We start from the raw sequence: 12,573 nt of genomic DNA on the forward strand, positions 1-12,573 counted from the left end.
ATATTACGGGTTTTATATAATATACACCACGAATATTGTTTGCAGCCAATATCAAAAAAGTGACTACTGCTTCTGCCAGTCCTGCGTTTCCCTCAATGAGAACAGCAAGGAATAAATTTTACCCAGTTCATCCGGACCACTGGGACCATAATCAGAAATATGTTTTGTTTTACCATCCTTGAAAACAACCACCAGGTCATAGGTTGGCTGGCAGGTGATCTCCGCATCGTAGTGATCTTTCAAGGATGTGATCTTTGCCTGATTGATCAGCTTGAACAGACTATCCAATTGAGGTTGCTGTATCACAGTTTTGAATTTTCCTTCTACATCGTTAAAGTTCTTTGCATCAAATTCCGCATTCCCGTTTTCCTGGATTACCATATCGAAAATGGGACAGGTACCGAAACAGGCGCCTGCGCTGAACTGCACTTTCTGAATATTGTTCTTTTCTTCCGGTTTCTTTAACGCACAACTTCCCAATAAAAGCAAGAGAGCGATCAGATTGAATAGTTTCATGCTATCTTTTTTTATAAGATGCAATCACTGATCCGATTACATAAACCTTAAGAGAATGGGAAACCCGCGAAATGCCTGGCATTTGCCCGGATGAATTTGGCGATGGGTGTAGCTACAGCAGGCCAGCCGTAATTCTTTTCCACCAGCGCATAATAATCATTCAATATTTTCTCGTTTTCTTTATCCGTTTTTTGTTCTTCTTCGGCAGCTCTTAATTTTCTGTATGGTTCTTCTGCAGATTCAACTATGTTAGCCAGCTCATCCATACCGGCCATTCTCAGACTTTCCGGAAGGATATCCAGGTCCTCCTTGTGCACATCAAACAAATTATTCCAACTACCATGTAAGATATTGTACGTGGTTTCCGAAGCAGCCCAGGCAGCGCGGAGATAAGGATTCCATTTTCTCACATCGCGTTCAATCTGCCTTTCATCTGTTGAATACCTGACATCCGTGAACTCCTCGTACATTTCCCTCACCAGCTCTTCATCGGAAAGCCTGTTGATCTTCTCTTCTGTCCATTTATCGTTTATCACTTCCTGCATGGCTGCTTCAAAATCTTTCATGAATTCTGCTGCTTCTTCTTCCGTATAATCTTCAAAATTCTTATTGAGGTAGGTCTTGTTCTTTTTATTGTTTTCTTCCATACTGTCCAAGTTAATGTATCATTACCAATCCTCTTAACAAATAGATAATTTATTTCCGTTCATATTATTCCCAACTTGCAGCCCGAAACGACGATACACCCATTCCATCATCTATCAGGTAGCAATGAATGATCTCAGGACAATAGATGCAGGCTCGTTCCGTTCAGTGTACGATCAATTCCACGCCAGGATTTTCCGTTATTTCCTGAAACGCGCCGCTGTACATGAAACGGCCACGGAACTTACACAACAACTCTTTATCAGGCTGTGGCAGCATCGCAATACCCTCTCAGAACAGCATCCGCTGGAGGTACAACTCTTCACCATGGCCAATAGCGTGTGGATAGATCACCTGAGAAAACTGGCCACCAATAAGAAATACTTCAGCTCAGTGGAAGAGTTCGATTTACCGGATACAACTGTATCTACTTCACTTCAGATAGAAGCCAGTAATTATTTCCGGCTGGCTATGGACAAGCTCCCTCCCATCCGGAAAAAAGTTTTCGTTCTGAAAATGATGCATGGTTTCTCCAACCAGGAGATTGCCGGCAAACTCTCCGTGTCTGTCAAAACTGTGGAAGATCATCTCTGGAAAGCGATGCGCTTTATCCGCGCCATGATCACCACTATCTGGAGCATCATTGTGCTGCTGATATTATCTTAATGTTACCGGCAGGGATTCTTTTTCCTTCACACGTATTTAGTTTCAACCTTGTTACATGCCAATCGACAAAACCATTATTGAAAAATTCCTGAACAACCGTTGTGATGCTGAAGAAGCAAAACAAGTGCACCAGTATCTGACGGAGCACCCTGAAATTTTGAATGATTGGTTTTACCCAGACTGGATGCAGGCTACCAAAGAAGGACCGTTGAACAATTACTTTGCAGAGGACATGTACCGGAATATCGAAAACAATATTCCTAAAAAACCGGTAGTGATTAAATTGATGCCCTGGGCTGCTTCCGCAGCTGCAGTGATCATTGCAGCATTATCTATTTGGCTTTATCTGCCTGAAAAGAAAAACACAAACATTTCCAGTCAGGTGGCGAAAGTGGAAAAAACAACATACAGGAATACACCACAGGAACCCTGGCAACAACACCAGAACAATTCAGGCAATAAGCAAAAATTACAATTACCGGACGGCTCTACCGTATTGCTGGCCCCGTCGGCTTCACTGAAATTCAAACCAGCATTCGATTCCACAAAAAGGAATCTGTTCCTGGAAGGTGAAGCACTCTTCGAAGTTGCAAAAGACAAATCACGGCCCTTCACAGTATACACTGGTAACCTGTCTACCACCGCACTGGGCACTTCTTTCAGGATCACCACCAAAGCAGCAACTGTACGCGTGCAATTGCTCACAGGAAAAGTAGTAGTGCGAGCCACAAAAAAATCACTACCGGGATGGAAGAACGATGTTTATCTCCTCCCCGGCCAGCAAATAAATTACGATGCAGGATCCAGCCTGGTGAATGTTTCCGGAAAAGAGGAAACCAGGAAAACAGAAACAAGGATAATCACGCCGATACCTGAATCCACTGAAAAAATGGTATTCGATAATACACCATTGGAGGAATTACTTACCAGACTGTCGAAAACTCATCATACATCTATAACGTACAAAGCCGGAGACCTCAGCGGCCTTGGCTTTACCGGAACCATATTCTATAAAGATTCCTTACCTGTGATCTTACAGGCGATTGCCCAAATGAACGATCTGTTACTAACAACCGTTCCAGGCGGCTACTCCATAGAGAAAGCCCCCAACCAATAAGCATTATCCATTTCGCTTTTTACATAAAGCATCCGCAGTTGCGGCATGCAACAGGCACCCTATTGCTTAACCGTTCAATTAAAATATGTAGTTATGAAAGTTCAGGCTCTACACTTCAAAAAACAACTTCAGTGGCTGGCATCGTGCTGCCTGCTCCTGCTGATGACGCTACAGGGCTTCGGCCAGCAAAGCGTGGAAGTTACCGGCACAGTGATGTCAGACAAAGGCGATCTCCTGGCTGGCGTTACAGTGGAAGCCCGTCGCGTTGCGGGTAATGAAAAAGAAAAGTATACAGCGCAGACCAACGACAAAGGCATCTTCGTTTTCAAATCCCTTATTCCCGGCAATAAATATGATTTCAGTTTTTCATTTGTAGGATACGAAGCCAACGCCTACAAAGCTTACACAGTAAAGAGATCAGGCGAAAAGAATTCACTGCTTATCAGGCTCACACAAAAGAGCAACCAATTGGATGAAGTAGTGGTAACAGGTCAGGGTGCCGATATCAGCAAAAGAAGACTGAGCTCCAATGTAACCACTATCAAATCATCGGAGCTGGAAAATATCCCTTCCGGCAGGTTCGATCAATTGCTGCAATCAAAACTGCCTAATGCGCAGATCAGGCTCACAGGCGGTCAATCAGGCGCCACCAGCATCATCCGCGCCAGGGGCGTGTCTTCCGCAATGGTGAACTCAACTCCCATCATCTATGTGGATGGTGTGCGCATGGATAACCTCAACACTGCAGCCACTGTTGGCGGCGGCAGCACACAGGGAGCAGCCATCAGCTCCATTGCAGATATTCCCATGGACAATATTGAAAGAGTGGAATACATCAACGGCGGCGCCGCCACTACTTTGTACGGTTCCGATGCAGCCAACGGCGTTATCCAGATCTTCACCAAAAAAGGAAGCAGAACAGGCACCAGCATCACTGCAGAAGCACAGATCGGAGTGGAAAAATCAACAAATGATTTTCTTTTTTTCGATCGCACCAAAGACCTGCTCTTCGAAACCGGCCTGTACCAGAAATATCATATGGCCATCAACGGTGGCAGCGATAAGTTCGGCTACAGTTTTTCCGGGAACTTTCTCAACAGCAGCGGCGTGATGCTGCACAACCAGAACCGCAATCGCAAGATCGATTTCAGCAGCGGTTTCAGGGCACCGTTAGGAAAGAAAGTGATGTATGAAAGCTCGTTCATGTTCGTGAACAATCAATACAAAAGGAACCGCAACGGGAACCAGGGTGGATATACCGGCCTCTGGTTCGCTGAAAGTGGCGCCAGCGCTATCACTGGCCCAAAGTTCAATAACAAGCTGGACCAGCTCACAGATTCTGCCTTCCAGGTGATGAAGGATTATGTTGACCAGGCAGAAAGACTGCAGGACGATCAGATCCGCGTGAACCGGTTCACCACTTCACAATCTTTCAAATACACACCTTTCAAGAACCTGGTGGTGAAAGCCGCGGGCGGTATCGATTATCGTGTGCTGAGAGACCAGGCGGTATCCACCAACGCCTATATTGCACACACTACCGGCAAACCCTCTGTTGACCAGGGTTCCATCACCAACAGCGAACGCAAATACATGGGCATCACGCTGGAGGCAAATGCGCAGTATACTGTGAACCTCGGTGATCTCTCACTGGTGACCACTGCAGGCGGACAATTCTTCCGCACGGATGATCAGCAGGTAAGCTACTCCGGTACCAATCTCCGCGACGGCATGCGCTTCATCTCCACGGCCGCTATCAGGAATGCCACCGATTTCTATGGCGAGCTCGTCAACTATGGCATCTATATCCAGGAAAATATCGGTTACAAGAATAAACTCTTCCTGGATCTCGGAATCCGTGGTGATGGTAATCCGGCATTCGGCGATAATATCGGCATTCAATATTATCCCAAAGCAGGGATCAGTTATTTGCTGAGTGAAGAAAAATGGTTTGAACCATTACAGCATATTCTTTCTTCAGCAAGACTGAGAGCTAGTTTCGGTATTGCCGGAAATCTTCCTCAGCCCTGGTCCAATCAAAGGACGATCAATTCCGGCGGCTTTCTCGGTGAACAGGTTGCTTACTTCGGCAAACCCGGCAATCCTGATCTGAAACCAGAAAAAACACAAACAAGCGAAGTGGGCATCGATCTCGCATTCCTTAATGATCGTATCCGTTTCTCTGCAGGTTTCTATCGCTCTATCACCAACGATGCTCTGTTCATCGTTCCCCCTGCTCCCTCTACCGGTCAGTTCGATCCACAATATTACAATGTGGGCAAGATCCTTAACCGTGGCTGGGAATTCAATACAGTGGTGGTTCCTGTGAAAACAAAAGATTTCACGGCCAGCGTGAATTTCTCCGTGAACACATTGTACAACCGTGTGCTCAGTTCCGGCGGAAGGGCTCCTTTCAATATCAACGGATTCAGTGCACGCACTATTCAAACCGTGGTGCAGGAAGGATTTCCTGTAGGCTATATCCGCGGCAACTATGGTGTGTTCGGCAAGGACGGCACACTGGAATCTTTCACACCACAGGAATACCTGGGCACTACTATTCCTGATCTCTTCGGTAGCATGGGGATCAATATACAATACAAACAATTCACTCTCTTCGCCAATGCGGACTACCAGTCAGGGGCAGTCGCAAATAACTGGGATGCGCAATTCCGTTACAATTATGGAGCAGACAATGGCAAGATCGCACAGGCAGAAGTGGACAAGAACGGCCGTTTGAACTGGCTCAATTTCACCAATATGTTCATTGAAAAAACAGACTTCATCAAGGTAAGGACCATTGGTCTGTTGTACAATATCAAATCGGCTTCAAAGAATAGTGTGATCAAAGGACTGACCATCGGCCTGTCTGCCGTGAACCCGCTCAATTTCGCTTCCTCTTCTTTCGATCCGGAAGCAACCATCAGCGGATCTGCACAGGGTCAGGGCGGGGCCACAACAGGCGGTATTTCTTATGCCACCTATTCAGCACCCCGTCAATTCATCGGAACTGTACGCTTCAATTTCTAAGCTGATCCATTCAACACAAATCAAATTATTATGAAACGATATTTCCTGTTTTTCGGAATGGCGGCCTCAATGGCCCTGCCGTCCTGTGTGAAGAACCCCTATCTTACCGAAGACAAATTCCTGAACGAGCCCAATGCCGCCAAAACCTGGGCAAGCGGCATCAAGCGCCAGCTGGCCACTACCACCAATGCAGTAGTAGTGAATGCAGAGCTCATCTCTGATAATTATTTCAACAACTATACTCAGAACAGTAAAGTGTTCGATATTCCACAAATCGATTATTTCGATGTGGACGTGAACACTTCGCAGGTGGAAGTGCAACGCCTTCGTGAAATGGCGGTGTATGGCCTGGGCAAGGTGGTTCCCGTTGATCCCGCTGCCACAGCACAGGATAAGGCCATCATGTATTTTGCACTGGCTTATTCATATCTGTTAAGTGGTGAAATGTTCGTGGCATTGCCCATCAGCGCGCATGGCGAAGTGCTGAGCTCAGAACAACTCCTGCAAAAAGCACTCACCCTCTGGGATGATGCCATTGCCAATGAGCCGGACGCCACTAAAAAGATCGCTTATACCTTACTGAAAGCACGCACTTATTACCGTCTGGGAGATGCCACCAATGCCAGCAACCTGGCAACGCAGGTACTGGCGCAAAAGAATGTACTCTTACAGGTACAGTATGACGGGCAGAACAACGGTGTTACCAATGAAATGCAAACAGGTACATTCGTGGCGCAGCCCAACCGCTTTGCACCCCTGCCCCGCCTGGATTTCCTCGATCCCAAATATTTCAATACCGGTGTTGCAGCTGCTGAACAGAAACCTATCGCCATCGCCAAGGGTGAAGAGGCTTACCTGATCATTGCAGAATCACAGATCGCTGCCAATGATTTTCCGGCTGCCCGTCAGACCATGAAGAACATGATTAGTGAAGTAGTGAGCCTCCGCACTATCACCGCTGTTGACGACAGCAAGGAAACCCGCAATGGCGGCAATCGTAAAGACTACCCCCTCACTGCCGTGAAAGTGAAATTCGATGAGAACGATTCACCCAGGGATGGTTATGTATTGAATCGTACAACAGGAAAAGTGAACGCTTATACAGTATCCGGAACCAAAGTAACGGATGCCGATCTCGATGCAGCCGCCACACAGGATGATATGATGTATATCCTGTACCGCCTACGCCAGGAGATCTTCATGAGTGAAGGTCGTCGTATGGCTGATCTTGGTATCAAATTCCCTGTATCACAAACGGAACAACTGAACAACCCGCATGTAAAGGATGAACATATCAAAAAACAGCTTCCCTCCTTCATTCCCCTCAATCGCGGCATGGACGATTTCACCGTGGAAGCCGGAACAGGAACAGTTACCATGAGATACGATATGAACAAAGTGCTGGTGCAAAACAAATCAGCCAAAGAGATTTTTCCATTTTTAAATTAATCTGAAACATGCGCAATAAGATCATCGCCCTGCTGGTAGCTTCCTCTGCATTTTACTCCAGCGTTGTGGCGCAGCAAAAAGCCAAATATGTTATTCTAGTAAGTATCGATGGGTTTCGTTCGGACTTTTACAAAGACCCATCCTGGGCCACTCCATACCTTCAGCAAATGGCCAAAGCCGGTGTTTATGCCCAGGGCGTAAACGGTGTGTTCCCCACCGTTACCTACCCTTCACACACAACACTCGTTACAGGTGTTACACCTTCCAAACATGGAATTCTGTACAATACCATGCCCGATCCCGGTAGTGAAGGCGGACAATGGTATACAGAGACCAAACAGATCCAATCCGAGACAATCTGGGAAGCAGTGAGAAAAGCCGGGATGAAGTCAGCATCAGTTTCCTGGCCGGTTTCCGTTGGCGCTCCCATCGATTACAATATCCCTGAGATCTGGGACAAACAAAATGCATCCGACCGAAGAGGCGCTACTGCACAGTACGCAACGCCCAAAGGTCTTTTTGAAGAAGTAGTGGAAAACGCTACAGGCAAAATGCAGATCAATGATTATAACCTGAGCTCTCCAAGTATGGACCAGAACCTCGCGCGCATCGCAGGTTATATCATCCGCACTTACAAGCCCAACCTGCTAACCATCCACCTGCCGTGCACAGATGGTGCTCAACACGCGGAAGGCCGCGAAAGCGAATTACTCCGCAGGACTATTTCCGGTGCAGACAATGCCATCGGTATTATCATCGATGCATTACAGAAAGCAGGGATCAAAGACAGTACTGCCATTATCGTATCCGGAGATCATGGATTTGTGGACACACATTCCAGTTTCGCCCCCAATGTATGGCTGGCTAAAAAAGGACTCACGGGAAAAGGAAAAGACGACTGGAAAGCCTGGTTCATCCCCACCGGAGGCGCAGCCTTCCTTCGATTGAAAAACCCGAACGATAAAGCCACACTCCAACAAGTGCGTCAAATGCTGGAAGAGCTGCCGGAAGGCTATAAAAAGCAATTCCGCATCATCGAAAAACCAGAGCTGGTGAAATCCGGCTGCGATCCGGAAGCTGTGCTGGCGCTGGCTGCCGTGCAGGGCATCACTTTCAACAGCGCTGCAACAGGCGAAGAGTTCCGCACCGGCAAAGGAGGAACACATGGATATTATCCTGATTTCGCAGAGATCCAGACCGGTTTTGTAGCCAGCGGAGCCGGTATCAGGAAAGGCGGTGTGATCCCGGTAATGAGTTTGACCGATGTGGCGCCTACCGTGGCCTACCTGTTAGGCATTGAACTGAAGTCAGCTACCGGTATCGTATACCCGGGAATGATGGAACAGAAGAAGAAATGATAACTCCGGCCCTGTATTAAAACAGCGTGGCGCCTCCTGATCCGGGGCGCCACATTTGTTTTACAATTCAAGGCTATACTTAACGGACTGAGAACTATTTTCTTTTTCTCCGGATAAGGATCACCGATCCAACAACCAGGATCAACGCCGGAATACCATAGATGTAAACATACCAGAGGATTTTCGCATTTGTTTTCCCGATAGCAACACGGATGTCCGCATGTTCTATGACCGTTTCATAAACGGGATATTTGTTATACACGAGCCAGCTATAGATGCCCAATGCTATATCGGATCCGTTGCCATAATTCGGCGACATAAAATCTGCATCGCTCAACACCACGATCCGTTGTTCTTTATTGTTAATCTTCCTGGTGAGTCTAACGCCCAGTATGTATTCAGATCTTTGCCAATCACCTGCCCCGGGATCAAAAACAGGTTTTGCAGAATCCGGCACATACAATCCATTCTCCACCCAGATCTGCTTGCCGGGTAGTGGGATGATCGGTTCCGCTTTGAAGCCCAGCGTATCTTTGAAACTGATATGACAAGCCCCGGCAAATCCTCCTTTGGCAAGATCTTTCCCCACCCGCTGTGCTATTTGCAACGCCTTTTCCCTTGCCATATAACGGCCGGTCTCATTGATCGCTCCAATGAAAAAATCAGAAGCCTGGTGCAAACGGGGCATCACCAATCTTCCGTTTTCAAGTTGGACACCTATTGTATGCAGCATGGAGTTAAGTACATATTGCTTTCCCGGCTCTGCATAAAACAACAGGTTACCGCCTTTTTCGATATGCTGCTGTACCCTGGCAAGTTCCAACGGCGTCAGTTCTGATTTTGGATCAGCAATTACCAGCAGGTCTGTTCCAACAGGGATTTCCCGATGCAGTAAGGAAAGAGTATCTGCATTCAGACCTCTGTTGATCATGGATAACCGGTTTGCCTGCACATTGGTATGACCCCCAAATTCCCTTTCTCCGTTTCTCCATGGACTGCGTTCATAATGTCCGGTAGTGAACAGCACCCTGGGAATATTATTTTTCGATATTTCCCGGATACTGGCTGCAACATTGGATTGCTCTGGCCATAGCGGTGAATCGAAGGTCCTCAAAAATGATTTCCTCCCTTTATATTCCAGCTCCATCAGCAGTCGCCACATATCTTCCCTCCCCATATCCGTGATCTTGTTGATCTCTCCGGGCTTTCTGAACCCGGCGGTATCAACCTTGAACAGCCTGGCAAATTGGGCGGCGATCTGGTGGATATTCTTTTTCGGGCTGGATTTATACAAGGTGCTGTCACCTGGCTTGATATCGTAGTAGTATTCGTATTTCAATTGGATATTGGGGTAAAATCGAAGAAACCTGTCCCAGAACCCCCAGATGTATTCATTTCTCGCTACAGGCAACCCGTCTCTTGCACCTCTGTTCAACAGGTTAGTATACAGTGTAACGGTGAGCGGGGAACCATCCAGTTCTTTGAGCACAGATTGCATGGCGGTATCGATGGTGTTCAATTTGTTCGTCGTTACATCGTAATACCCCACATAACCAGGCCTGGAGCTGAAATACCCGGTGATCAGAATAACTGCAATCAACATGAAATACCTGGAAAATGAAACGGTCCATTTTTTCGATTCCTGTTTACTTTTCAGATTGATCATAGCCAGCCCAAGGAACAAAACAACCACCAGGATAAAATAAAAGATATCCCTTGTGGTGATCAGTCCAAGGATCAGATTTTCGGTTCTGCCGGCCAGTGAGAGGAACCAGGTAATGTCCCGTATGAAATCATATTCCTGCAAGATCCCTCCCACCAGGTTGATCAGGAAAAATGCAATAAAGGTTGCGATACCAGCCACGATCTGATAATTGGTGATACAGGAGATGAAAAGCCCGATGGCCATATAAGTACTGGACAAACAGAAAAAGCCCAGTAACATTGAACAGTACCATTTGAATTCCGCATGCTGTATACTGAAGTATCCTGTAAACAATAACAAAGCAATGGCTGACAGCAATGCCAGGTTGAGGGCAGTGAGTCCAACAAACTTGCCGAGCACAATTTCACGGATGCTGACGGGAGAAGAGCTCAGCAGCTTCATGGTACCGGCATTTACTTCCCTGTTGATGGTACCCATTGTGAGCAGGGGTATGAACAGGTAAAGATATTCCAGCATTTTACCGATGGAGCTATTGAATAAGTTAAACGTAAGGGGGCCGTCAAATCCAAGCCAGCCGGGGTTATTGGCGATCTGCAGCTCCTGCACCCTTGCAAAATCCATCAGTGGATTAAGAAATTGAATACCGGTGATCACGAAAAATACCACCAGTACGATCCAGGCTACCGGTGAATAGAACAAGGTCCTGAATTCAGCTCTGGCTATCTTACAAATTATTTTCATGGCGAACTTAGATTACGAATGATTGAAAAAGTTGGTCGGTTGCATCGGGTGAACCTCAATCACCGATCATTTCGATGATGCCTTCATTTTTGATGATCATCATACCCTGCCTGTCTTCTGTAATACCATCCTTCAATCTGTAGGTGTAACGGGGTATATTTGCTTCCAGCATTGTAGGCATGTATTTGAACTGGATATTGTTCCGGTGCTTCAGCTGCTCTCCCACTTCTATGATATGGGTGCTCACAATGAACAGGCAGTTCTCATATTCAGCAAAGGCCTGAGTTACCGCGAGTGTACCATCAAAAGCATCTTTCACATTCGTGCCTTTGAACAATTCATCGAACATCAGCAACAGGTGCCTGCCGGTGCAGGTTGAGTTGGCCGCCTGTTTTACCCTTACCACTTCTGCATAGAAATGGCTATAGCCGAGCGCGATATTATCAGACACATTGATGCTGGAATAAATTCCTTCCCGTACAGAGAACTCCATCGATCCGGCAGCAACAGGAAAACCGATATGCGAGAGATACAGGGATATGCCGATGGTTTTCATCCAGGTTGATTTACCAGCCATATTGGCGCCGGTCAGAAATATCACATTGCTTTTGTGCTGCATGGCAATATCGTTGCCGATGGCATTATCGATGCAGGGATGTTTAAGACCGTTTGCACGAAGCATATTGGCGGCTTTTGGCATGGCAGCAGCCCAGGTAAATCCTTTGGAGAATGCCACATTGCCTACGGCGATGTTCACATCCAGCTCTGCAATGAAATGCAGCAGATCCACCACCTGTGCATTGAACCTGTTCTTCAGTAAATGATCGTAGCTGGCGATCCGCCTTACCGGGATATCGGAGTAGATATCTGTTTCAATCAGGCCGGCCAGTTCCGGCGTTTGAAGTATTGATCGCACTTCCTGTATACGATTCAGAAAAGGTCCGCCCATCAACTGTAACTGCTCAGCTATGGTAAGGCATTTTTTCAGGGTAATGATGGTGGCCTGCAGGCCCTGGATCAGGGCTTTGAATCTTTCATCCCGCGTGAGGGCCGACAAAGTCTTTTTCAACAGTATCCCGGCAAAAGTACTCAACTGAGTACTGCCGGCGCCAACATCGATATATTCGCGCATCTGCAAAACCTGTTGAGGATCGAACGGGAATTGCAGCCTGGCTTCCTGGAAGAACCGGAATACAGCCGTCCGCTGATTGATGATATTTTCATCCGTTAGTGGATTCCTGAACAACTGATCAAGCAGCTGCTCTCCCCCTCTTGTTTTTACCTGGTTGAAAAGTGAGTACACGGAACCCTGTTTGAACTTCCCCATCAGGTTCAGCTCATCCAGTGATTGCCTGTCTATTGTAAAGCTCATAATTGGTGATTGA

General features: G+C 46.9%; 9 protein-coding genes. 5 read left to right on the top strand and 4 right to left on the bottom strand.

Annotated elements, in window-relative coordinates:
- Positions 1 to 63: 63 nt before the first annotated feature.
- Positions 64 to 516: a DUF6438 domain-containing protein gene (locus FSB84_RS24650; RefSeq protein WP_130540511.1), complete on the bottom strand. Its 453-nt coding sequence runs from the start codon at positions 514 to 516 to the stop codon at positions 64 to 66.
- A 47-nt stretch (positions 517 to 563) separates the two neighbouring features.
- Positions 564 to 1,163 (bottom strand): hypothetical protein, encoded by a 600-nt coding sequence (locus FSB84_RS24655; RefSeq protein WP_130540512.1) that lies wholly within the window; start codon positions 1,161 to 1,163, stop codon positions 564 to 566.
- A 124-nt stretch (positions 1,164 to 1,287) separates the two neighbouring features.
- Here FSB84_RS24655 and FSB84_RS24660 point away from each other — a divergent pair, with 124 nt between their 5' ends.
- The 5 genes from FSB84_RS24660 (at position 1,288) to FSB84_RS24680 (ending at position 8,781) form a co-directional block, all read left to right on the top strand.
- Positions 1,288 to 1,827 (top strand): RNA polymerase sigma factor, encoded by a 540-nt coding sequence (locus tag FSB84_RS24660; RefSeq protein WP_130540513.1) that lies wholly within the window; start codon positions 1,288 to 1,290, stop codon positions 1,825 to 1,827.
- A 55-nt stretch (positions 1,828 to 1,882) separates the two neighbouring features.
- Positions 1,883 to 2,944: a FecR family protein gene (locus tag FSB84_RS24665; RefSeq protein WP_130540514.1), complete on the top strand. Its 1,062-nt coding sequence runs from the start codon at positions 1,883 to 1,885 to the stop codon at positions 2,942 to 2,944.
- A 93-nt stretch (positions 2,945 to 3,037) separates the two neighbouring features.
- Complete coding sequence (locus FSB84_RS24670) at positions 3,038 to 5,974, top strand: TonB-dependent receptor domain-containing protein (RefSeq protein WP_207234221.1); 2,937 nt, start codon at positions 3,038 to 3,040, stop codon at positions 5,972 to 5,974.
- Between the two features lie 30 nt (positions 5,975 to 6,004).
- The gene (locus tag FSB84_RS24675) at positions 6,005 to 7,423 is read left to right on the top strand and encodes a tetratricopeptide repeat protein (RefSeq protein WP_130540516.1); all 1,419 of its coding nucleotides are present in this window, start codon (positions 6,005 to 6,007) and stop codon (positions 7,421 to 7,423) included.
- 8 nt (positions 7,424 to 7,431) lie between these two features.
- Positions 7,432 to 8,781 carry an alkaline phosphatase family protein gene (locus FSB84_RS24680; RefSeq protein ID WP_130540517.1) on the top strand — a complete coding sequence of 450 codons (1,350 nt, stop codon included), beginning with the start codon at positions 7,432 to 7,434 and terminating at the stop codon, positions 8,779 to 8,781.
- Between the two features lie 94 nt (positions 8,782 to 8,875).
- Here FSB84_RS24680 and FSB84_RS24685 read toward each other — a convergent pair whose 3' ends face one another.
- Complete coding sequence (locus FSB84_RS24685; protein WP_130540518.1) at positions 8,876 to 11,188, bottom strand: ABC transporter permease subunit; 2,313 nt, start codon at positions 11,186 to 11,188, stop codon at positions 8,876 to 8,878.
- 55 nt (positions 11,189 to 11,243) lie between these two features.
- Positions 11,244 to 12,560, bottom strand: coding sequence for a MutS-related protein (locus FSB84_RS24690; protein ID WP_130540519.1), 1,317 nt, complete (start codon positions 12,558 to 12,560; stop codon positions 11,244 to 11,246).
- Positions 12,561 to 12,573 lie beyond the last annotated feature (13 nt).

It is taken from the genome of Pseudobacter ginsenosidimutans, from assembly GCF_007970185.1.
GTDB lineage: Bacteria > Bacteroidota > Bacteroidia > Chitinophagales > Chitinophagaceae > Pseudobacter > Pseudobacter ginsenosidimutans.

Coding starts and splice junctions, on each gene's coding strand:
- FSB84_RS24650 (WP_130540511.1), bottom strand. CDS start 516: ATGAAACTATTCAATCTGATCGCTCTCTTGCTTTTATTGGGAAGTTGT.
- FSB84_RS24655 (WP_130540512.1), bottom strand. CDS start 1,163: ATGGAAGAAAACAATAAAAAGAACAAGACCTACCTCAATAAGAATTTT.
- FSB84_RS24660 (WP_130540513.1), top strand. CDS start 1,288: ATGAATGATCTCAGGACAATAGATGCAGGCTCGTTCCGTTCAGTGTAC.
- FSB84_RS24665 (WP_130540514.1), top strand. CDS start 1,883: ATGCCAATCGACAAAACCATTATTGAAAAATTCCTGAACAACCGTTGT.
- FSB84_RS24670 (WP_207234221.1), top strand. CDS start 3,038: ATGAAAGTTCAGGCTCTACACTTCAAAAAACAACTTCAGTGGCTGGCA.
- FSB84_RS24675 (WP_130540516.1), top strand. CDS start 6,005: ATGAAACGATATTTCCTGTTTTTCGGAATGGCGGCCTCAATGGCCCTG.
- FSB84_RS24680 (WP_130540517.1), top strand. CDS start 7,432: ATGCGCAATAAGATCATCGCCCTGCTGGTAGCTTCCTCTGCATTTTAC.
- FSB84_RS24685 (WP_130540518.1), bottom strand. CDS start 11,188: ATGAAAATAATTTGTAAGATAGCCAGAGCTGAATTCAGGACCTTGTTC.
- FSB84_RS24690 (WP_130540519.1), bottom strand. CDS start 12,560: ATGAGCTTTACAATAGACAGGCAATCACTGGATGAGCTGAACCTGATG.